This is a genomic window from Floridaenema evergladense BLCC-F167, from assembly GCF_041929205.2.
GTDB lineage: Bacteria > Cyanobacteriota > Cyanobacteriia > Cyanobacteriales > Aerosakkonemataceae > Floridanema > Floridanema evergladense.
In genome coordinates, this window is record NZ_CM171625.1 from 5,958,604 (window position 1) to 5,978,796 (window position 20,193).

The window sequence follows — 20,193 nt, forward strand, 5'->3', positions numbered from 1 at the left end:
ATAAAAGCCTTCTGCCCTTCTGCCTTTTTGCACTAGTCTACCCGTTCCAATTGCCAGAGAATTTGATTGCCCTCGCGCCGGACTCGCGACACTACCCAATTACGCCACACCCAGTTGTCTCCTCGACTAGTAACGGCGCTGGTATGAATATCCATTAAGTCTGCTAATTCAGAACTGGTGATTAGGTAGCCTTTAGCGGCAATATCATCAGCAATATGCAGAACTTCTACTAAATTACGAAGCTGTATAACCCTGGCTTCACCAGATAAACTTTCCAGTGTCTCAGCAGAAGAAATAGTCGCATCAGTCATAGCTATTTTGAATGTAGAAACGTCAGAGCGTACTTCACTGGATTGTAACGTTATGTAACCAGCTTGGTCTGTTGTTTCCGAACTAAATATCTCTGATGTTGGCAGTTGTTTGAGTGTTTGCGGGCGACTCAGGGAAAAGTTCCGGGCAATTTCGTCGCAGCGTTCATTCCCCTCGTTACCAGCATGACCTGGAACATACTGCCAATTAATTTTTGCGGAGTTTAGTCGATCGAGTGTTTCCCAAAGGTCTTGATTTAAAACGGCTTTACCTTGGGAGGTTTTCCAGCCTTTGTTTTTCCAACCTTTCACCCAGATGGTAATCCCTTTTTTTACGTATTCGCTATCGGTGTAGAGAGTGATGGGTTCTTTTTGTTCGGTTTTGCTGAGGAATTCTAAGGCTGCGATCGCAGCTTGTAATTCCATCCGATTATTAGTAGTGAGAGCTTCTGCGCCCCCAATTTCATAAACGGAGTCATCTGCAAAATAAACTACCACACCCCAACCACCTGGGCCAGGATTTCCGCTACAAGCTCCATCGGTGTATATGCTTTTAATTTGAGGAAAGGAAGACATCAAAATTTTCAGTAATTCTTGGTTTATGCGATCGCTATCTGAGCATAACCAAAAACTGAGAATTGTTTGCTCAAACTGGTACGATCGCACTAGTTACAAGTATCTCAGGAATTTATTATTCAGGCGATGGGAAATTCTAATGTTGGTGCTTGAATAATGGAAGCAAACGTACAAGCCTTAACTGGAACTCGCGATGATTCGATTGACCACACCCGATGACACGAACGCATTACTTGCTTTGGCAGAAGCGACAGGACTTTTCGAGTCAAACCATATTGAAGAACTCGCCCAAATGCTCAATCAGCATTTCAGTGACGAAAGCGAAGATGTATGGTTGACCGACTACGATCGTGAGCCAGTGGGTGTTGCCTACGTTGCACCGGAACGAATGACCGAGGGGACATGGAATCTCTATCTAATCGCTATTCATCCCAACTGGCAAAGGCAGGGACGCGGAGCCGTTTTGTTAGGCTACGTCGAGCAAATGCTGGCTGAAAATGGTGAGCGTGTTCTACTAGTAGAAACCTCTGGGCTGGAGGAGTTTGAATACGTTCGTGCATTTTACCGAAAGAACGGTTATGAAGAGGAAGCGAGGATTCGAGAATTTTACAAAGCGGGAGAGGACAAAATCATTTTCCGCAAGGTATTGGGAAGTGTTGTTGTATAACAATCCCAATGTACCGCAACAAAGTTAAGTAATTGGTAAGTTACTTTTAAAAGGCGGCACCCAGATTCGAACTGGGGGATGAAGGTTTTGCAGACCTCTGCCTTACCACTTGGCTATGCCGCCGTCTTTCAGAATTTCTATAATATCAAACTACTATTTTTTTAGCAACTCTATTAAAACTGAGTTTCTCTTTAGAGAATTTGATGGAGAGACAAGCGGAAATTTTAACTTAAAACTCTTTCCCTTCCCTTTCTCAATCATACTTGCGGACTAGATGAGATCTACCTTCTGGCTGTTGAACTACCTTTTAATTACAAGAGTTTCTAGAGTAATTATGAACAAATGTAACAATATTGCTGTCATAGCAGCTTGATGTCTTGACACTAGGAAAATCAAGCGATAGTCTGATACACATACCCGGGTAGAACAACTGAAATGAGTCAATTATGCAAGACAAACAAAAGGTTACGTTGTATCTTTCACCAGAGCTGCACCGTCAACTCAAAATAAGAGCCGCTATTGACTCAGAACCGATGTCAGCGATTGCTGAACGAGCGATTATCTTCTACCTGGATAATCCAGAAATCGTGGGAGAAATAGAAGCAGCTTACGGGCAAACGCATCGGGTTTACAGTTGTCCGGAGTGTACGGGTTCGCTAGTTATGAAACAAGGGGAATTAGCTTCCCTGAAAAAGCAGCCAGGTATATTGCCAGAAGAGGAGCTTTCATCAGTTGAGAAGGTAACGGTGACAGAGGAATCTACTCAACAGGGAGAGGCTGAAGAATTAGTTCCCTGCTAAAGTGGCTAAATAGCGAGTAAGAGCAGGAAATGAAAACTCTGGTACTGTCTGTATCGTCTCTTTAATTCGGTAGATATTAAGTAGGTCGTGGCGAAATGAAAGAAGAGCTCAGCATCCTAGTACAAGCTCAATATCCTCTGATCTACCTCGTAACCTCCGAGGAAGAGCGGGCAGAGCAGGCAATCTCGACGATCGCGCAGATGAGACCTCAAAGAAGGGTGTTTGTGTGGACAGTAACGCAAGGCATGGTGGAATATGGACAGCCACGCAGCGTTCAACACAACACAGTCTCACCGCAAGCGGCAATTGAGTGGGCAATGAATCGGCAACAGCGAGACCCCCAGCGAGATTCTAGTATTTTCATCTTCAAAGATCTGCATCCATTTTTCAACGATCCACAGACAACGCGATGGCTGCGGGATGCGATCGCCAGCTTCAAGGGTACACAGAAAAGTATTATCCTGATGTCCCCGGTGCAGACCATTCCGATCGAGCTGGAAAAGGAAGTGGTAGTTCTAGACTTCCCGTTACCGGACATGGCAGAACTCAATCAGGTATTAACCCAGCAGCTAGAGCAAAGTGGAAGGGGAAGAAAGGTAAGTACGGAAGCTAGAGAAAAGCTATTACGTGCTGCCTTGGGTCTAACCAAAGATGAAGCGGAAAAAGTTTACCGCAAAGCTCAAGTCACCTCTGGTCGCCTGACCGAAGCCGAAGTTGACATCGTACTTTCTGAGAAAAAGCAAATTATCCGCCGTAACGGAATTCTGGAGTATATCGAAGAAGATGAAACGATCGAAGCGGTGGGTGGGTTAGAAGAACTGAAAAAATGGCTGATGCAGCGCTCTAATGCTTTCACCGAGAGAGCGAGAGAGTATGGTTTACCCCAACCAAAAGGGATGTTAATTTTGGGAGTACCCGGTTGTGGTAAGTCCCTGATTGCTAAGACTACCTCTAGACTTTGGAGTTTGCCGTTATTGCGCCTAGACATGGGTAGAGTGTACGACGGTTCAATGGTAGGGCGATCGGAAGCCAATCTCAGGAACGCTTTAAAGACCGCAGAATCAATTTCTCCAGCCATTCTGTTTATTGATGAATTAGACAAAGCTTTCGCTGGCAGTGCAGGTTCTGCCGATTCAGATGGTGGTACTTCAAGTCGGATTTTTGGTTCCTTCCTCACCTGGATGCAAGAGAAAACTTCGCCAGTGTTTGTAATGGCAACCGCAAACCGAGTAGAAAGATTACCGGGAGAGTTTTTAAGAAAAGGACGTTTTGACGAGATTTTCTTTGTAGACCTACCAAATGCAGAGGAACGTCAAGAGATTTTCAAAATTCACCTCACCAAACGCCGTCGAGAAGTAGCCCGCTTTGACCTCGATCAATTAGCAAAAGTTTCCGATGGTTTTTCCGGTGCGGAAATTGAGCAAGCGCTAGTCGCTGCAATGTATGAAGCGTTTGCCCAAGACAGAGAATTCACGCAGTTGGACATTATCGCCGCAATTAAGGCTACGCAACCCCTATCTCGGACTATGACCGAACAGGTTACAGCTTTGAGAGATTGGGCGAGACAGCGTGCCAGACCAGCTGCCGCCTCCGTTGCTGAATATCAGCGAATGGAGTTTTAAAAGCTTTCTCCTGCTCCCAACAGGAGGAAAGGCTAGCTAAAGCTAGCAGTTTCTGACCAAAAACAAAATGTTGTTGTTTGTTTCTAGTTTCTCTAGGAGGAATCCCAATGTCTCACTTTAGCACACTGCGTACCAAAATCACCGACGCTGAAATCCTGAAAACTTCTTTGCGCGACCTGGGCATCTCTGTTAAGAGCAATGCAGATGTTCGTGGTTACAATGGACAGCGTGTTCGTGCTGACTTGGTTGCAGTTCTCGAAGGCGAATATGACCTGGGTTGGTCTCGCAACAGCGATGGTACCTTTGACCTGATCGCTGACCTGTGGGGTGTTGCTAAGAAGCACAACCAAACCGAATTGATCAATTCTATCAACCAAAAATATGCTGTGAACAAGACTTTGGCTGAAGTTAAGCAACGTGGTTTGCAAAACGCCAACGTTAAACTAGTAGTGCAAAAATAATTGCTCTGCGCGTTCCCAAGCTCGCGGGTTAACTGCTGATGTTAGCCCGTTTCTCTACTCAACAGCCTATCGGATAGATGGAATTATATTGTGGATTAAAAAGGTCAGCGGAAAGCTGGCCTTTCTCGTTAGGTACGTTGTTGCGCTTTAGCGAAAACAGCGCAACAACGTGCCTCAAACTACAGCGGCAACAGGTTGGAGCCAACGACCCATTGCTTTGCCGACAACTGAGAGTTCTTGCATCAGGGAGTCAAAGCGATCGGGCGTGAGAGATTGTGGCCCATCGGATAAAGCTTTGGCGGGGTTGGGGTGAACTTCAATCATTAAGGAGTCGGTACCGATCGCGATCGCCGCTTTTGCGGTATCCGGTACATAAGTCGCCCAACCCGTACCGTGACTGGGGTCAATCATAATCGGTAAGTGAGTTAAGCGCCGCAACACGGGAACAACAGCCAAGTCTAAAGTATTGCGGGTGTATTGACGATCGAAAGTCCGAATTCCTCTTTCGCAAAGAATCACATTTGGATTACCTGCGGCTAACACATATTCAGCTGCCATTAACCAATCTTCAACGGTAGCCGACATTCCCCGCTTCAACAATACTGGTTTTTCTTGTGCGCCCACCTTCTTGAGTAAAGAGAAGTTTTGCATATTGCGGGCACCGATTTGGAGTACATCAGCTACTTTGGCGATCGTCTCCAGATCGGCAGTGTCCATCACTTCAGTAATAATCCCTAAACCAGTTTCCTCTCTAGCAGCCGCTAAAAACTCCAAAGCACTTTCCCCGTGACCTTGGAAAGCATAAGGAGAAGTCCGAGGTTTGTAAGCACCACCCCGGAGAAACTGCGCCCCAGCAGCTTTAACTCGCTTGGCAGTCTCAACAATCATTTCCTCATTTTCTACCGAGCATGGCCCAGCCACCACTACCAAAGGATGGTGTAACCCAAAGTAAACCGTGCCATTGGGAGTAGAAACTGGTACTTCGCTGGCTTCCCCGTGACGAAACTCGATACTTGCCCGTTTGAAAGGTTGTTCTACCCGCAGGACTTGTTCGATCCAAGGGCTAATTTCCTGCAATTGTAAAGGGTCTAAGTCAGCTGTTTCACCAACTAAACCAATTACTACCTTGTGCTTACCAACAATCTTTTCTGGTGTCAGTCCCCAGCTGGTCAATTCGTCGCTAATGCGGGCAATTTCACCTTCTGGTGAGCCGACTTTCATTACTACAATCATTTGACAATTCCCTGTTAACTTACTTGGGTTGTACTTAACGACTTATCATTTATAATCCTGGCAATTACTCGATTTAAGCAAAATTTCAGTTTGGCAGGGCTATTTTTCCGATTGGTTTTTCTGTTTTGCCGATTCGCTTTGCGATCCGCGATCGCGGAATCGCCATGCTTCCCTCAACCGTCCAAAATTGGTGGTAAACTCTTGCCAACCGAAAAGGCTTCCCGGTCTGTCTTCATCCCAAGAAGCCGAGATTGCCCCGTAGCTTAACCCCAAAACGCTCAAACCAAAAAAGCCCATGCTAACTAGTACTACTGCGCTATTCGGCAGTTGGAACCAGCCATGAGTAATTACAAAATAACTAATAATGAACGTGGAAATGCCAAAAACTGTGGGAACACCAGAAAATAATCCTATCCGCCGCAGCATTCTTTCGCTCACAGCAGCTGGGATTGCCGTTTGCTCTTTAGAAAGGGTATTTGTTGGAGCTTGGCTTTTCGCCTCCACCGCCTTGACAGGTGGTTTCTTTGGCGTTTTCTTGCGATTCTTTTTTGGCTCAAAAGGTAAGCGTTCCTTACCTGATGAAGCATTCCGATCGGATTCTTGATTGGATTTAGATTCCTCGGACATATTCTTTAACCACGAATGCCCAAGCGACCGATTAAAGCTTGATAGCGTTGTTGATCCTGTTCGGCAACGTAAGATAATAGGCGTTTGCGTTGACCGATCAATTTCAACAATCCTCTTCTGGAGGAATGGTCTTTCTGATTAGTTTTCAGGTGTTCGCTAAGGCGATTGATCCGTTCCGTCATGATAGCAATTTGCACTTCTGCGGAACCTGTGTCAGTTTCGTGGACTTGGTAATCAGTAATTAGTTGGTGCTTACGCTCTTGAGTCAGGGCCATGAATGAAATCTATTTTATTAATTCAGCAGTCTATTATATTATCACAGTTTACCTGAAGTTTGAAATGGTTCGGCTAAATGGGGAGCGGTGTGATAATGGGAGGTACAGAGCTATCAGAGGAAGAAACTATGAACCTTCCACTCATCGACCTATACGAAACTGACTTTTATGGTTGGACACAAAAACAAGTAGAGTTGTTACGCCAAAACCAGTTAGATCTTCTTGATATCAAAAATTTAATTGAGGAAATAGAATCTTTGGGTAAACAGCAACAGCAAGAGTTAGTAAGTCGTCTAGAGATTCTACTGGGACACTTATTAAAATGGCAGTATCAACCCAACAAAAGATCTAGCAGTTGGCTCAAGACAATTCGAGAACAGCGCCGAAAAATTAAAGACATAATAGAGAAAAACCCTAGTTTAAAACCTTTTTTCAATGAAGCGACAAATAAAGCTTATTTACTTGGATTAGATTTAGCTGTTGATGAAACAGGACTACAAATAAAAACTTTTCCTTCTGAAGTTCCTTACTCTTGGGAATTAATAAACAGCCCGGAGTTTTTTCCGGGCGAAATTACGGATAAAGATAGGGATTTGTTTGAACGCTACGGAATCTCCCCCAAATCTACAGATGAGATATCAGAATCATAAGCTTGACTCCTCTATTAGGAAATAATGGGAGCGTAAGCTGTTACGCATTTAAATCACTTATTGAGATTGCAGGGGAGCAGGGGAGAGAATTAGACCAATTTTCTTCTGTTTCCAAACAATCCAATTTAAATGGGGAACAGCTTAAGTAGATCAACATATTGAAAGCATCAGGGTTTTATCTTGTGACTTTACCTATAATTTTGCTACTACAAGAGTCATAACTTTGCCAGATGTGCGATTCAAACCCTGATTTTGTTGTTAAAAGTTGTATACTGACAAGAGTGACAACTCTTTATTTCTCCTTCTAATACACCCGTGTCAACTCCAAACGAAGACTTTTGCTTCGTATTCGCCTAAGTCGGTAATTAAACCTGCTTCACCAACTTCTACATCGTAATCGTAAGTCCATTCGTGCCAAGTTCCGGTTGCTGGAAAGTGAGGAATTTGATACCCACCAAGGAAATTGTCCGAGAAATTGGCAACCACAACTACGCGAGAACCTTTGTCATTCCAGCGACAGTAAGCTAACACTTTATCATCGGCATTTTCATAGAAAAAGTCGATGTTTTCTGTGTAAAGTGCATAATTGTTTTTGCGTAAATGAATCAAACCTTTCATGTAATAAAATAGGTTTTTGTTCAAATCATTACCCAATAAACTCCAATCGATTTTTGAGGGTTCAATAGTTTTGTATTTGTATTCGCCAAATTCTTCTCCCATCCACAACATAGGAATTCCGACAGCAGTCATGACTAAAACTGCCCCTAATTTTCTGCGTTGAAATGCTGCTTCATCAAATATTTCTCTGTCTGCTAATTCTGCCATGACATGATTGTGGTCATGATTGGTGAGATAATTAACAACATTTGTGGCACCCATGAAACCTTGACGTTTGCCATCTAAGGCATCTTTGAGACGTTCTAAATCGAAGGTGTCGCCGCAAATATGTTCGACAATACAAGCGCGAAAACTGTCATGCCAACAAGAGTCCATTGGGCCGTCTATGTTGGTAATGCTGGTAGTTTCGGGGATGTGTTCGGCAATGTTAATAAATGGTTTTGTACCAGCTGTTTTTTTGGCTTCTTGGGTAATCCAGTGCATGAAATCGTAGTTGGCAATTTGCCTTGCTGCGTCGTAACGAATGCCGTCAAGATGATATTCTCTAATCCAATATTTGATTGTATCACCGATGAACCAACGGGCGGGATAGGATTGGTAATTTTCGTCGTAATGTTCGTAATTAAATTCTGGGCCCCAGTTATTACCGGGGTCGCGTGGTGAATGATGATACCAATAATCGTGGTCAATTTGGGTTAGAGGACTTGATGCTTCGGAATGATTATAAATCCCGTCCATTAATACTCGAATTCCTCTGGCATGGCATTCATCTATTAAGGCTTTTAATTCTGCGGTTGTGCCATAACTAGATTCGGTGGCGAAGAAGTAACGGGGGTTGTATCCCCAGCTATAATCGCCGGGATATTCTTTTACTGGCATTAGTTCGATCGCATTTATTCCCAAATCACAAAGGTAATCTAATTTTTCAACTACGTGCTTATATTTACCCCTCACATAACGATCGGGTTCTCCACCAGAAAAGTCTGCAATGTGCATTTCATAAATTACTAAAGCATGGTCTGGGGGTAAAGGTTTATCATCATGTTTCCAAACGTAAGTATCAACTATTTTTTCCCCATCTTTAATCCGAATTATGCCGTTTTGTGTAGGATCGTCAATGTCTGTGGCATAAGGATCGACAATATTTACCCATTGGTCTTCTTCTAAAAACCATGATTTTGATTGAACGCGGAATTTATACTGATAAGTCCCATCTTTTAGTTCTACTTTGGTGCGAAAGAAACCATCTTTGCCTTTTTCCATTGGGATTTCTTTCCAGTCGGAAAAGGAACCGATTAAAGCTGCACCTTTGTTATAAGGAGCAAATAATTTAAATTCAATTAAACTGGTCATAGTAATTATTTGGTTAGAGAATGCTTACAAGGCTATTCTCTAATTACTATCTCTTTTTTCGGATCGGTCGTAAGAGATAAGTTTGCTTGTTGCTTATCTTCCTAAAGAGAGAATTATTTGTTTATTCAATTGCTTGACTTAACCAAGAAATCGCACCTCTAATCCAATCTTCGGCATTTTTACTTTTAGCTATTAACCCATCTTCACTGACAGCTTTGATTGCTTTTGATACTTCGTTGTGAGTGTATCCTAAAGCTAGTAAAGTCATTTCTACATCTTCGATGATAGCGGCGGAAGGACTAGTGGGAATAGCTTGAGAAAGTCCGGTTTCTGTCCGCCATTGAGATAGTTTTGCTTTTAATTCTAAGGCGATGCGTTCGGCTGTTTTAGTGCCGACTCCGGGAGTTTTTGTTAAGGCGCGAATATTTCCGGTGACAATTGCTTGGACTAAATCTGGTAATCCTAATGTGTCTATAAGTGCGATCGCTAAAGCTGCGCCAATCCCACTCACACTAATTAATTGGCGAAACAAATCTCTTTCCGCAGTCGAACCAAAACCATATAAAACTGCTTGGTCTTCTTTGATTTGGTAATGAGTAAAAACTTGGGTTGTTGCACCAATTTCGGACAATTGCTGGGCTAATAGAGGCGGAATTTGTAATTCGTAACCGATCTGATTTACCTCTAAAATTAGTGTCCAGCGATTGCCACTACTTTTGTAAATTCCTGCGATCGTGCCTTGAAGATAGGCAATCATTTAAAGAAACCAAAATAATATAAACCTTCCAAAATTCCAGCAGCGTAAGATGATTTTGCTAGGTAACGATGAGCCGCCGGATTAATTTCACACCAGCGCAGCAATTCTGGAAGGGCATTACCGACAATTATACCCCTTTCTTTATCCACGCTAAACAAAGCAATATCATTTCCTGAGTCACCACAAACTACGGTTTGGGTAGCCTCTATTCCCCAATTTTGCCGGAGAAATTGCATTGCTGCACCTTTATTGCCACGTCGGGGGATAATATCTAAATCTTTGCTACCACTATAAATTAATCTTACACTTAAGCCCCGTTTTTGTAATAAATCTTCTAGTTCAAAAAGCACATCTGCTGCTACAACTTCTGATAGGAAATAACTAACTTTAAAAGGGCGTTGTTCTGTTTCTGGTTGAGGAGTTAAATCAGCGAAATGGGAAGCAGTGTTAATTACTAATTCTCGCTCCCAACCGATCGCCATTTGTTCTGACCAAATTGCGTCTGGACTATCACCGATTTGGTAATAAATTTCTGTACCTACAGCCGTAACTAAAGCATCTGGTGTTAACAAATTCTTTTCTTCTGCAAGTTGTTGATACAAGGTGAGCGATCGCCCTGTAGTGTAAACAATCTTGGTATCATATTCTTGACGATGGTGTTTTAACTTTTCGTTAATTTCTTCTAAAGCTTGGTCATTACCGACTAGAGTATTATCCAGATCGCTAACAAATAAAAATTTAGCCATAAAAACCTCTGGGGAAATATTACCTAAATCAAATATACAAAATGAAAAATTAAAAAAGAGTTTTTTACCTCAATTTTTAATTTTTCATTTTGGGTTTTCACCTTTCTTTAGCTACGGCTTTGGGGACGCAGTTGTTGAAGCGATCGCACCGCTTCTTGAGCTTGAGTAGCAGATTTAGTATTTCCCTGCTGTTTAAACAATTCTGCTGCCTGTTGGAAATCCTTAATGGCGGCTTGATTATTTTTTAAATTGTAATAACTCACGCCGCGATTAAAGAATGCTTCCGCAAAATCTGCCTTCAGTTGAATTGCCTGAGTATAATCTTGAACCGCCGCCCGATCGTTTTTCGTTCTATTGTGAGCAATGCCTCGATTGTAAAAGACTTTAGGATCTTTAGGGTCAACTCTTGCCGCTTCATTATAATCAGCAAAGGCTTGGTCATGTTGACCTAAATCGTCGTAAGCATTGGCACGATTAGTTAAAGCCCTAGCATTATTGGGTTCTATCTTTAATGCTGCGGTACTATCTTCGATCGCCCCTTGGTAATCTTTTAAAAAGTAACGGGCAATTCCTCGCCTCAGATAAGCTTCGGCATAATCAGGCTTTAAATTAATTGCCTGGGTATAATCTGCGATCGCACCCTCATAATTCCGTTGTTCAGCCTTACTTGCACCTTGACGGTAGTATTCCTCCGCAGATAACTGCGTTTCCCCTGGTTGGGATTGGGGTGTTCCAGGGGTAGCTTCTGGTGTCGCGGGAACTACTTGGGTTTCCCCAGGTGTGGGACTAGCATCGGGTTTTCCTGACTCTTCCTGGGTTGGGTTAGATTGCGTCTGTCCAGGTTTTGATTGTGCATTAACATCTAAAACAGAGACGCTACCCAGTAAAGTGACAATACCTAAAATTGTGATTGATTGGTAAATGATTTTCATGTGTGTAAGCAATCTGCTTGGTAGTCAGTATAAGCTTAGACTTCAAAGAAATTCACATTGTTGCCAATTAGGATATCAGGGTTTAACCACTTTGTTTTAGAAATGTGTGCCAAAAATTTTTCTATTTGCAGCCATTTTACCAATGAAATCTTTTTTACCGCCTCAATTACGTGCTTGGTTCCCCCAACTAAATCCACAAATTTGGATTCTAGCTACTGGTAGATTTTTATCTGATGTTGGCACTGGTTTTACACTTTTTTATGCGCCTATTTTCTTTGCTAAAGGTGTTGGTTTATCTGCTACCGAAGTAGGTTTAGGTTTAGGTAGTGCTTCTATTTCCGGCGTTTTCGGGCGAATAATGGGTGGTTTGTTTAGTGATTCTCAATTTTGGGGTCGTCGCCGTACTTTGTTACTTTCCGCAGCAATTTCGACGATCGCCTCTTTTGGATTAGCAGTAACCAATAACTTTTTCACCTTTGTTTTAGTTAATTTGTTGGCGGGATTTGGTATAGGTTTATATTGGCCTGCTACAGAAGCGGTAGTAGCCGATTTAACTGAAGGTCAAGTGCGACAAGAAGCTTATGCGGTAGTAAGGTTAGCAGATAACCTTGGTTTAGGTTTAGGAATTATTTTGGGAGGTATTTTAATTAGCACTACTAGTAGTTATCGAACGTTGTTTATTATCGATGGGATTTCTTTTATAGTCTTTTTTGTAGTAGTTTATTTACTGATAGCAGAAACTTACAAAGGCAATGGGGAAACTCGCGCAGCTACAAGCAAAATTTGGAGGTTTTTGCCTAATTCCTGGCAAACTGCTTTAAGCGATCGCTTACTTTTAGTTTTTGTGGTCATCAATATCATATTTACTACTTACATTTCCCAGCTACACAGTACGCTTGGTTTATATTTTAGCAGCAGGTTTTCTTCGCAAATAATTAGTATCCTTTTCAGTTGGCACATGGTTTTAGCTATTTTAACCATGATTCCTGTATCTCGTTTTCTCAAACGCTTCAATCATCCCCAAGCTTTAATGATTTCGGCTTTACTTTGGGGGATAGGTTTTAGTTTAATTTGGTTTATTGGTGGTGTACCAAATTTTCAATTAATTTGGGCAATATTGGGGATGGGAATTTTAGCGATCGCTACTGTTTCTTATACTCCTTCAGCAGCAGCTTTTGTGGCTGATATTGCCCCTGTTTCTTTACGGGGAGTTTACCTTTCTATTAATTCTCTTTGTTGGGCGATCGGTTATGCGATCGGTCCACCTTTAGGCGGTTGGGTAATGGATCAAAATGCTTTATTAATCAATAATTTTTGGTTGTTATTAGCTTTTAGTGTTAGTATTTTAATTGCGATTTTGCAGTATTTAAATCACCTAGTTAGGCATTACAATCAGACGCAGGAGAGGAGGTAGAACCTCCCAAATCTCGTTCCCAGGTTGAACCTGGGAACGAAAATAGAGGCTCTGCCTCTTGGTATAAGATCTTAATTAGGTGAGGAAGAGATTATTTGTTGATAAGCTTGGATTGTTTGTTGGGCGATCGCTTCCCAGCTATAGTTTTTAATTGTTAACTCTTTGGCGTTTAATCCTCTTCGGTTAATTTCTGTTGGATCTTGAAGTGCTAATCGCAATGTTTCTGTCAGAGATTCTACTGTTCGATCGCATACCCAGCCAGCTTCTGCATTTAGAATATCTTCCCAAATATAAACTCCACGAGTAATACAAACTGGTGTACCCGCTGCCATTGCTTCGGCTACAGCAATACCGAAGTTTTCATAATAAGATGGCAACACGAACAAGTCGGCATTTTTTAGTAATGAGACTTTGCGATCGCCTCTGACAAAACCTGTTATCGTTACTTTGCCTGGTAGTGTGGTGGAGATTTGCGATCGGATTTTTTCCTCATATTCTGGATCTTGCGGATTCGATCCCGCTAACACAAAATGAAAATCTATCCCTGAGTTTGCCAAATTTTGTAAAGCCGGAATTAGTAAATCTAACCCTTTTTTGCGATCGACTCTAGACATAAATAAAATTACCGGAGATGACAAATTAACAAATTCATTTTCTTCCTTCTCCAGTCTTGGCAAACTCACGCCTAAAGGAATTACCAAATCTTTAGTTTTTACCCCAAATCTTTCCGAAACTTTAGCTTCTTCCAAACTAGTAAAATGAATCGCCGCCGCACCAGCTATATTAGGCTTTTCTAACCAAGTTGCATAGACTTTTTTCAGCAACTTTTTCTTCTGTAAATCAGCAGGATCGAGAGTTCCTAAAGGACGCAAAATGTAAGGTAACTTTTGCATTCTGGCGACGGTTGCTGCTACTGAAGACACAGGCGAAAATAAAGCATGAATATGCGCCAAATCATAATTTTTGGCATTATTATTTAACCATTGCAACAAATCTAAAGAAAATTTGTATCTGCGAAACGGAGAACAACGAAAGTAACGAATCTGATAACCATCTTGTTCTACCGGACAATTTAAAGGCACATCTAAAGGCGGTTGTCCAGCATCTCCGTTACTATTTGTAGTCAGAATTGTGACTTCAATACCTGCTTTCGCTAAAGCACTAGAAAGACCCAAAACCATCTGACTAGGGCCACCATAAACTAGAGAAATAGAGGGAACTATTTGGAGAATTCGCATTTAATTTTTTGCAGTTATTTGTTTATAAAAATCTAACGATTGCTTGGCTAAAGCTTTATTAGTGTACTGATTAATTGCTTTTTGATAACCCAAATCCGCCAATTTATCTTTTAATTCTGGGTTTTCCATTAGTTGCATCAAACATTTTCGCAACTCCGCAACATTGCCTTCAGGAAATACTAAACCAGCTTCACCAATTACATTAGGAATTTCTCCAGAATCAGATCCAATCACCGGAACTTTGCAAGCCATTGCTTCAATTAAAACATGACCAAATTGTTCTTTCCAACCAGCAGCAGTTAAAGTTTTAAATTTATATGTTGTTTGCGAGGGTAATACCAAAGTGTGCATTAAATTGATATATTGATATACGCGATCGTGCGGCACACTTTCCACCAAAATCAACTTTTCTTTAATCCCTTTTTCCGCCGCTACTGCCAACAAAGTTGACTCCAATGGCCCACGACCTAATAATAACAATTTCCAAGGCTTCTCTGCCAAACCAGCTAAAGCCTCTATTAGAGTAAGTAAGCCTTTTTCCTCGACAAATCTACCCACAAAACCCACTACAAAATCACTTTCTTGAATTCCCAATTGATTAGCTAATTCCGGTTGAGTTTGTGGCTTAAATAAACTTTCATCAACACCCAATTGCGGCATAATTACCATTGGCCCTTTGTAGCCTCTTTCCCGCAAAATCTCTACTCCATCTTTATTTCCCACAACAATTCCATCAGTATTATTAAGGTTGTATGACTCCAGCCATGAAATAGGAAACTTTAAGTTATAAGGCAGATTCCACCAAGTAAAAAAGACATTTTTTGCCTTTAAACCTAACAGCTTATTCAAAGTAATAAATTCGGCATAAGCTAAAGCTTTAGAACCTTGTTCAACCTGAATAATGTCTGGTTTAAACTGGCGTAATAAAGGAATCAAATCTGCACCAAAAGTTAATAAACCTTGGTTGTTTTTGCTAAAGTTAGAAACTGGCACTACCCGGAAAGAACCTTCTTGTAAAAGATGCGTTTCAATTGTTTTATTTTGGACTCCTCCAGGTTGCCAAATTCGAGGAGTAACCACTGTAACTTCAATTCCTGATTCTAATCGAGATAATTCTCTTAATTTCTCGCGGTTCAGGTCAACAATATAAGTATGGCTAGCAACTAGAATTCTCATTTTTTTAGATAAATTATTATGATTAGTTTGTTGTGACGACTTTAGTCGTTCTTTCCTAAATTAAAGGACTCAAGACCTTACAGTTTACTCCTTAACTAAATCTTGTTGAGTGTAAATTTGCCCATTATTCCAAGTAGACTGAATTACTGTACCTAAAGCTTTGAAAAATCCCAAACTGTAAAATCCGGCGCGGCTAATAATTTTTAATGGTGAACCGCTTTTATGACAAGGTGGACGACCAAGTACGTGACAGTCAAATAACCGATAAAATAATCTCAATTGTTGGTCAATTGTGAGATTTTTCATACCCATTAAAAAGTGATTGTGGTAGAAAGTTATTTGGTATTTTAGCGATCGCGTACTGATATCATGACACCCACCAGTTTCTTCTCCTAAATGTACCAAAAAAGCCTCTGGGTCATACCAAATTTTATAACCAGTTTTTCGCAATCTTAAACAAAAATCTGACTCTTCTCGCACCGCACTACCACGAAATCTTTCATCAAAATACAATCCATGTTTGCTAAAAATTTCCCGACGAAAAGACATATTGCAACCTCTCGCCGTAATCACTTGTTGCGGTTTGGTTGTATGCACTAAATCAATATAATACCAAGCAATTCCAGGGTCCATTGCTTGTGGTGGTAAATATTCAATTGTGTAAGTTTCTCCCGGTTTTTCCTTTTGGGCATCTGCCAATTTCATGCGATCGAAAACTCTCCCCGCCACTGCCCCAATTTCCGGGTTTTCCATATAGTTACGGGCATGATTTTTTAAACAATCAACGGGCATTTCTACATCATCATCAATAAAGTAAATAATATCTCCTGTTGCTCGCCGTACCCCATAATTTCTTGCCCCAGGTAAACTCGCCCAATCTAAACGATACCAGCGAATTTTCCCAGCTTTGGCTAACTCTTCTAAATAAGCTTGAGTTTCTGGTTGATGGGTTTTGGTTTGATCGACGACAATTACTTCAAAACTTGGGTAATCTTGTTTTAGTACATCTGCGATCGTTCCCCGTAAAGCTTCTTCTCGTTCGTAAGTAGGAATAACTACAGAAATTGAAGGTAGATTCATAAATTTAGTTTCCTGTTGAGAAAGTGTGCCTAATTTAGTTAAACTTGTTGAACCAGCAATTAAACAAAAGTTTTGCTTAAGAAATTACGACTTACTTCGTTTTTTCGGTTTACGTTTCTTGTCAATAGGATTTTCTGCGGATTCTTTGGCGCGTTCTTCGCGATCGATCTCCGGCAACCTGACAATTACACCAATTAAGAACCAATAATAAACTGCTACTGGGTCTGTATCTAAAGGATACCAGTAAGTGTTGTAACTAATTACCAAAATAAATACCCAAAAACTGGCAGCAAAACTGCGTAAATTATGCTCTTTAACCGAGCGATAGATTTTAAAAGTTACCCAAGTAATCATAGTAACAAAAATTAAAAATCCTCCCGCTCCCAATGGCCCCAATTCAAAGAGTAATTTAGGGTAAAAAGTTTCAATCAAAGCATCTGCACCATAAGCACGCGCCGAGTTAGTTGCCCTACCTATTCCCGCACCAAAAATGCCACTTTGTCCCTTAGAAGTAAACTCAGCTTGACTAGCGATAAAATCAGTAGGAGGCGCAGCATTCCAGCGACTGACAAAGCTATCTACCCGTTCTTGAACTACTTCTGGAAACATCGCTGTACCAATAGCTGCTACCACACCAATTCCGATCGCAATCGGAATAAAACGTTTCAGGTTAGCTATTTGTCCAGTCAAAATTAATAGAATTATAAATACTACTGGAACCAGCGCCAAAGCAATTCTTTGACCAGAAATGAAAGAATTAATAATTACCAATCCCATGCCAAATAAACCCCCCATTCGCCAAATAAAAGAAGGGTCACTAAAAGCAGAGGCATAAGTTATAAAAGCATTAGAAATGAGAAACCAAGCCCAGTGCCAAGGAGAAACAAAAGTTCCAGGTAAACGGATCATGCCTACGTCGGGACTGAAAACTAAGGAACCACCAACCAAACATCTAGCTTCTAGGGTAGCCTTAAATAAATCTTGTCCAGACATTCCCCTAGTTCCTTCACATCTACCACTGCTGAGAAATTGGTATTGAATTAAGCCTAATAAGCAGCAGATAATGGCTAAGACTAAATGAGAACGAGTAAAAAAAAGTAACTCTTTTTTATTACGAATCAAATAATAACCACAAGTAATTAAAGGAACGTATCCCAAAAGTACCTTTAAACCCAACAAACCCATGATTATGGGTTGACCATTTCTACAGGATATTCTGACTCCGCGTGGCAAACTGTCGCAGGAAGGAGCAAATTGTTGAGCAGCATTAACTACCAAAAGTGTAACTATGGCTAAACCCAAAATCACAAAGAAAGGAGTTCTAATCTGTTTGGGAATCAGAAAAGGCTGACTTTTGCGTTTAAATTCTTGGTAGATAGTGATAGCAGCGGGAATAAAAAAGGCATCTTTAGCTAGTTGAAAAAGGGCGTTACCGCCTGCAATGCCATAAACTATAGTGCCACCGAAGGGCATATAGAAGAGGAAAGCCCAAAGTGCTTGGCGAGGGTATTTAAAAGAGAGGACGATCGCAGTAATACCCACAGTTACACCACTAGTGGCTTTTATTCCACCAATGGGAAAGAGTAATAACCCCAAGAACAGGGAACCAAAAAAGGTAGAACTAGCCAAGCTAATAAATTCCTGTTTGGCTTTGGCTGCTTGGCGCTTAAGTGCTAGTTGCTCCTTTAAACTAAGTTGGGGAGTTTCGGCATTATCGGTCTTTTGTTTAGATTTTCGTTTAGATTTGGGCTTGGGCATAATGGCAGTGAAATAGACTGCTTTTTGGTTTAGGAGTAACGATCGCTTTCCCAAACGATCGCAAAATGATTAAAGAGTTCCGATAAGCTGAACAATGCACCTGCGGACACTGTTATAGCATTCAGAACACCGATGCTGGCAACAGCCCCTAACTAAGACTGCCCAAATTACAATCAAGAATCACCAATTGATAACCTAATAAATAACTGAGAAATAATAGATTTATGTTTGATGCACTCGCCGATCGTTTAGAAAGTGCCTGGAAAAAGTTACGGGGACAAGACCGCATTTCTGAAAGCAACATTCAAGAAGCTTTACAGGAAGTGCGTCGCGCCTTGCTGGAAGCAGATGTCAACCTGCAAGTAGTCAAAGATTTTGTGGCAGAGGTAAAAACTAAAGCCCAAGGTGCAGAAGTAATTACTGGGGTACGCCCTGACCAACAGTTTATCAAAATCGTCTATGACGAACTGGTAAGTGTGATGGGGGAAAGCAATGTCCCCTTGGCAGATGCGAAGAAAAAACCCACTGTTGTTTTAATGGCAGGGTTACAGGGAACGGGTAAAACTACAGCTACGGCTAAGTTAGCTTTACACTTACGCAAAGAGAATCGTTCTGCTTTGCTGGTGGCGACAGATGTTTATCGTCCGGCAGCGATCGATCAGTTGGTAACATTAGGTCAACAAATTGAAGTCCCCGTTTTTGAATTGGGGAAAGATGCCGACCCCGTAGAAATCGCCCGTCAAGGGGTAGAAAAGGCAAAAGCAGAAGGTTTTGATACGGTAATTATCGATACTGCCGGACGCTTACAAATCGACCAAGACATGATGGCAGAGTTAGCCCGGATTAAACAAACCGTGCAACCTGATGAAACTCTGTTAGTTGTGGATGCGATGACGGGACAAGAGGCGGCGACTCTGACTCGCACTTTCCACGAACAAATCGGAGTTACTGGTGCGATTCTCACCAAGATGGATGGCGACACTAGAGGTGGGGCGGCGCTTTCGGTAAGGCAAGTTTCCGGTCAACCGATTAAGTTCATCGGTGTGGGCGAAAAAGTGGATGCTTTACAACCTTTTTACCCTGACCGGATGGCTTCTCGGATTTTGGGGATGGGTGATGTGTTGACGTTGGTGGAGAAGGCGCAGGAAGCGATCGATTTCACCGATGCTGAGAAGATGCAGGAAAAAATCCTCTCGGCTAAGTTTGACTTTACCGACTTCCTCAAGCAAATGCGCTTGATGAAAAACATGGGATCTTTCGGCGGGCTATTAAAAATGCTGCCCGGAATGCCCAAAATTTCCGATCAACAATTGCGGGAAGCTGAGATAAAACTCAAGCAAACTGAGGCGATGATCAATTCCATGACCCGGCAAGAACGCCAGGAACCAGAATTATTAGCTTCTTCTCCCAGTCGGCGCAAGCGTATTGCTAAAGGTTCGGGTTATCGAGAAACAGAAGTTTCTAAGTTAGTGTCTGATTTCCAAAAAATGCGAACTTTGATGCAGCAAATGGGACAAGGCGGAATGCCCGGAATGGGTATGCCTGGAATGGGTATGCCCGGAATGGGTGGCGGGATGAGTCCCTTCGGAAATCGGCAACCACCTCCAGGCTGGCGCGGTCACGGTGGCGGCGGTGGCAAGAAGAAGCCGAAAAAGGACAAAAAGAAAAAAGGGTTCGGTCAATTATAAGTGGGGACTGGGAAGAAGAAGTGGGGAGGTAGGGAGGTGGGGAGGTAGGGGGAGTTTAGATCTAGATCTATCCCCATCCCCCCATCTCCTCATCCCCCCATCTCCCCATCTCCCCATCTCCCCATCTCCCCATCTCCCCATCTCCCCATCTCCTCATCCCCCCATCTCCCCATCTCCCCATCTCCCCATCTCCCCATCTCCCCATCTCCTTTAT

At 41.9% G+C, this 20,193-nt stretch carries 20 protein-coding genes and 1 tRNA gene; 7 read left to right on the top strand and 14 right to left on the bottom strand.

Features of this window, described 5'->3' with window-relative positions; all coding sequences use genetic code 11:
• Positions 1 to 32 precede the first annotated feature (32 nt).
• On the bottom strand, positions 33 to 884 hold the full coding sequence (gene rnhA, locus ACE1CA_RS28415) for a ribonuclease HI (protein ID WP_459563659.1): 852 nt from the start codon (positions 882 to 884) through the stop codon (positions 33 to 35).
• Between the two features lie 193 nt (positions 885 to 1,077).
• On the opposite strand from rnhA, the gene ACE1CA_RS28420 reads away from it, so the two are divergent.
• Positions 1,078 to 1,551, top strand: coding sequence for a GNAT family N-acetyltransferase (locus ACE1CA_RS28420; protein WP_413279429.1), 474 nt, complete (start codon positions 1,078 to 1,080; stop codon positions 1,549 to 1,551).
• A 51-nt stretch (positions 1,552 to 1,602) separates the two neighbouring features.
• Here ACE1CA_RS28420 and ACE1CA_RS28425 read toward each other — a convergent pair.
• Positions 1,603 to 1,674: transfer RNA gene (locus tag ACE1CA_RS28425), tRNA-Cys, on the bottom strand.
• A 323-nt stretch (positions 1,675 to 1,997) separates the two neighbouring features.
• Here ACE1CA_RS28425 and ACE1CA_RS28430 point away from each other — a divergent pair.
• From ACE1CA_RS28430 to ACE1CA_RS28440, 3 genes are all read left to right on the top strand, one after another.
• Positions 1,998 to 2,351, top strand: coding sequence for a slr0373 family blue light stress response protein (locus ACE1CA_RS28430; RefSeq protein ID WP_413279430.1), 354 nt, complete (start codon positions 1,998 to 2,000; stop codon positions 2,349 to 2,351).
• Between the two features lie 95 nt (positions 2,352 to 2,446).
• Positions 2,447 to 3,973 carry a stress-responsive protein Ycf46 gene (gene ycf46 / locus ACE1CA_RS28435; RefSeq protein ID WP_413279431.1) on the top strand — a complete coding sequence of 509 codons (1,527 nt, stop codon included), beginning with the start codon at positions 2,447 to 2,449 and terminating at the stop codon, positions 3,971 to 3,973.
• A gap of 107 nt (positions 3,974 to 4,080) precedes the next feature.
• Complete coding sequence (locus ACE1CA_RS28440; RefSeq protein WP_413266424.1) at positions 4,081 to 4,434, top strand: DUF1257 domain-containing protein; 354 nt, start codon at positions 4,081 to 4,083, stop codon at positions 4,432 to 4,434.
• 174 nt (positions 4,435 to 4,608) lie between these two features.
• Here the strand turns inward: ACE1CA_RS28440 and aroF are convergent, their stop codons facing one another.
• From aroF to rpsO, 3 genes are all read right to left on the bottom strand, one after another.
• The gene (gene aroF, locus ACE1CA_RS28445; protein ID WP_413279432.1) at positions 4,609 to 5,667 is read right to left on the bottom strand and encodes a 3-deoxy-7-phosphoheptulonate synthase; all 1,059 of its coding nucleotides are present in this window, start codon (positions 5,665 to 5,667) and stop codon (positions 4,609 to 4,611) included.
• A 99-nt stretch (positions 5,668 to 5,766) separates the two neighbouring features.
• Positions 5,767 to 6,294 (bottom strand): PAM68 family protein, encoded by a 528-nt coding sequence (locus ACE1CA_RS28450; protein ID WP_413279433.1) that lies wholly within the window; start codon positions 6,292 to 6,294, stop codon positions 5,767 to 5,769.
• Positions 6,295 to 6,299: 5 nt separating this feature from the next.
• Positions 6,300 to 6,569 (bottom strand): 30S ribosomal protein S15, encoded by a 270-nt coding sequence (gene rpsO, locus ACE1CA_RS28455; RefSeq protein ID WP_413279434.1) that lies wholly within the window; start codon positions 6,567 to 6,569, stop codon positions 6,300 to 6,302.
• Between the two features lie 128 nt (positions 6,570 to 6,697).
• Here rpsO and ACE1CA_RS28460 point away from each other — a divergent pair, with 128 nt between their 5' ends.
• Positions 6,698 to 7,219, top strand: coding sequence for a DUF29 domain-containing protein (locus tag ACE1CA_RS28460; protein WP_413279435.1), 522 nt, complete (start codon positions 6,698 to 6,700; stop codon positions 7,217 to 7,219).
• Positions 7,220 to 7,537: 318 nt separating this feature from the next.
• On the opposite strand, the gene ACE1CA_RS28465 is transcribed toward ACE1CA_RS28460, so the two are convergent.
• The 4 genes from ACE1CA_RS28465 to ACE1CA_RS28480 all read right to left on the bottom strand — a co-directional run bounded on the left by ACE1CA_RS28465 (position 7,538) and on the right by ACE1CA_RS28480 (position 11,625).
• A complete protein-coding gene (locus tag ACE1CA_RS28465; RefSeq protein ID WP_413279436.1) occupies positions 7,538 to 9,190 on the bottom strand; it encodes an alpha-amylase family glycosyl hydrolase in 1,653 nt (550 codons plus the stop codon).
• 121 nt (positions 9,191 to 9,311) lie between these two features.
• A complete protein-coding gene (gene ruvA, locus ACE1CA_RS28470; protein WP_413279437.1) occupies positions 9,312 to 9,947 on the bottom strand; it encodes a Holliday junction branch migration protein RuvA in 636 nt (211 codons plus the stop codon).
• The gene (locus tag ACE1CA_RS28475; RefSeq protein ID WP_413279438.1) at positions 9,944 to 10,693 is read right to left on the bottom strand and encodes a sucrose-phosphate phosphatase; all 750 of its coding nucleotides are present in this window, start codon (positions 10,691 to 10,693) and stop codon (positions 9,944 to 9,946) included. The genes ruvA and ACE1CA_RS28475 overlap by 4 nt, the downstream gene beginning before the upstream one ends.
• Before the next feature lie 107 nt (positions 10,694 to 10,800).
• The gene (locus ACE1CA_RS28480) at positions 10,801 to 11,625 is read right to left on the bottom strand and encodes a tetratricopeptide repeat protein (protein ID WP_413279439.1); all 825 of its coding nucleotides are present in this window, start codon (positions 11,623 to 11,625) and stop codon (positions 10,801 to 10,803) included.
• Between the two features lie 142 nt (positions 11,626 to 11,767).
• Between ACE1CA_RS28480 and ACE1CA_RS28485 the strand changes: the two genes are divergently transcribed.
• On the top strand, positions 11,768 to 13,039 hold the full coding sequence (locus ACE1CA_RS28485) for an MFS transporter (protein ID WP_413279440.1): 1,272 nt from the start codon (positions 11,768 to 11,770) through the stop codon (positions 13,037 to 13,039).
• Between the two features lie 71 nt (positions 13,040 to 13,110).
• On the opposite strand, the gene hpsP is transcribed toward ACE1CA_RS28485, so the two are convergent.
• From hpsP to hpsL, 4 genes are all read right to left on the bottom strand, one after another.
• The gene (gene hpsP, locus ACE1CA_RS28490) at positions 13,111 to 14,277 is read right to left on the bottom strand and encodes a hormogonium polysaccharide biosynthesis glycosyltransferase HpsP (RefSeq protein WP_413279441.1); all 1,167 of its coding nucleotides are present in this window, start codon (positions 14,275 to 14,277) and stop codon (positions 13,111 to 13,113) included.
• Positions 14,278 to 15,453, bottom strand: a complete 1,176-nt coding sequence (hpsO, locus tag ACE1CA_RS28495) for a hormogonium polysaccharide biosynthesis glycosyltransferase HpsO (RefSeq protein WP_413279442.1) — start codon at positions 15,451 to 15,453, stop codon at positions 14,278 to 14,280.
• An 84-nt stretch (positions 15,454 to 15,537) separates the two neighbouring features.
• Positions 15,538 to 16,533: a hormogonium polysaccharide biosynthesis glycosyltransferase HpsN gene (hpsN, locus tag ACE1CA_RS28500; protein WP_413279443.1), complete on the bottom strand. Its 996-nt coding sequence runs from the start codon at positions 16,531 to 16,533 to the stop codon at positions 15,538 to 15,540.
• Positions 16,534 to 16,617: 84 nt separating this feature from the next.
• Positions 16,618 to 18,291: a hormogonium polysaccharide biosynthesis protein HpsL gene (hpsL, locus tag ACE1CA_RS28505; protein WP_413279444.1), complete on the bottom strand. Its 1,674-nt coding sequence runs from the start codon at positions 18,289 to 18,291 to the stop codon at positions 16,618 to 16,620.
• Positions 18,292 to 18,515: 224 nt separating this feature from the next.
• Between hpsL and ffh the strand changes: the two genes are divergently transcribed.
• Positions 18,516 to 19,979: a signal recognition particle protein gene (gene ffh / locus ACE1CA_RS28510; protein WP_413279445.1), complete on the top strand. Its 1,464-nt coding sequence runs from the start codon at positions 18,516 to 18,518 to the stop codon at positions 19,977 to 19,979.
• Between the two features lie 67 nt (positions 19,980 to 20,046).
• On the opposite strand, the gene ACE1CA_RS28515 is transcribed toward ffh, so the two are convergent.
• Positions 20,047 to 20,184 carry a hypothetical protein gene (locus ACE1CA_RS28515; RefSeq protein ID WP_486517571.1) on the bottom strand — a complete coding sequence of 46 codons (138 nt, stop codon included), beginning with the start codon at positions 20,182 to 20,184 and terminating at the stop codon, positions 20,047 to 20,049.
• Positions 20,185 to 20,193: the final 9 nt, after the last annotated feature.

What these genes read in the sequence shown, in the direction of transcription:
- rnhA (WP_459563659.1), bottom strand. Translation starts at nt 884, where the DNA reads ATGTCTTCCTTTCCTCAAATTAAAAGCATATACACCGATGGAGCTTGT.
- ACE1CA_RS28420 (WP_413279429.1), top strand. Translation starts at nt 1,078, where the DNA reads ATGATTCGATTGACCACACCCGATGACACGAACGCATTACTTGCTTTG.
- ACE1CA_RS28430 (WP_413279430.1), top strand. Translation starts at nt 1,998, where the DNA reads ATGCAAGACAAACAAAAGGTTACGTTGTATCTTTCACCAGAGCTGCAC.
- ycf46 (WP_413279431.1), top strand. Translation starts at nt 2,447, where the DNA reads ATGAAAGAAGAGCTCAGCATCCTAGTACAAGCTCAATATCCTCTGATC.
- ACE1CA_RS28440 (WP_413266424.1), top strand. Translation starts at nt 4,081, where the DNA reads ATGTCTCACTTTAGCACACTGCGTACCAAAATCACCGACGCTGAAATC.
- aroF (WP_413279432.1), bottom strand. Translation starts at nt 5,667, where the DNA reads ATGATTGTAGTAATGAAAGTCGGCTCACCAGAAGGTGAAATTGCCCGC.
- ACE1CA_RS28450 (WP_413279433.1), bottom strand. Translation starts at nt 6,294, where the DNA reads ATGTCCGAGGAATCTAAATCCAATCAAGAATCCGATCGGAATGCTTCA.
- rpsO (WP_413279434.1), bottom strand. Translation starts at nt 6,569, where the DNA reads ATGGCCCTGACTCAAGAGCGTAAGCACCAACTAATTACTGATTACCAA.
- ACE1CA_RS28460 (WP_413279435.1), top strand. Translation starts at nt 6,698, where the DNA reads ATGAACCTTCCACTCATCGACCTATACGAAACTGACTTTTATGGTTGG.
- ACE1CA_RS28465 (WP_413279436.1), bottom strand. Translation starts at nt 9,190, where the DNA reads ATGACCAGTTTAATTGAATTTAAATTATTTGCTCCTTATAACAAAGGT.
- ruvA (WP_413279437.1), bottom strand. Translation starts at nt 9,947, where the DNA reads ATGATTGCCTATCTTCAAGGCACGATCGCAGGAATTTACAAAAGTAGT.
- ACE1CA_RS28475 (WP_413279438.1), bottom strand. Translation starts at nt 10,693, where the DNA reads ATGGCTAAATTTTTATTTGTTAGCGATCTGGATAATACTCTAGTCGGT.
- ACE1CA_RS28480 (WP_413279439.1), bottom strand. Translation starts at nt 11,625, where the DNA reads ATGAAAATCATTTACCAATCAATCACAATTTTAGGTATTGTCACTTTA.
- ACE1CA_RS28485 (WP_413279440.1), top strand. Translation starts at nt 11,768, where the DNA reads ATGAAATCTTTTTTACCGCCTCAATTACGTGCTTGGTTCCCCCAACTA.
- hpsP (WP_413279441.1), bottom strand. Translation starts at nt 14,277, where the DNA reads ATGCGAATTCTCCAAATAGTTCCCTCTATTTCTCTAGTTTATGGTGGC.
- hpsO (WP_413279442.1), bottom strand. Translation starts at nt 15,453, where the DNA reads ATGAGAATTCTAGTTGCTAGCCATACTTATATTGTTGACCTGAACCGC.
- hpsN (WP_413279443.1), bottom strand. Translation starts at nt 16,533, where the DNA reads ATGAATCTACCTTCAATTTCTGTAGTTATTCCTACTTACGAACGAGAA.
- hpsL (WP_413279444.1), bottom strand. Translation starts at nt 18,291, where the DNA reads ATGCCCAAGCCCAAATCTAAACGAAAATCTAAACAAAAGACCGATAAT.
- ffh (WP_413279445.1), top strand. Translation starts at nt 18,516, where the DNA reads ATGTTTGATGCACTCGCCGATCGTTTAGAAAGTGCCTGGAAAAAGTTA.
- ACE1CA_RS28515 (WP_486517571.1), bottom strand. Translation starts at nt 20,184, where the DNA reads ATGGGGAGATGGGGAGATGGGGAGATGGGGAGATGGGGAGATGGGGGG.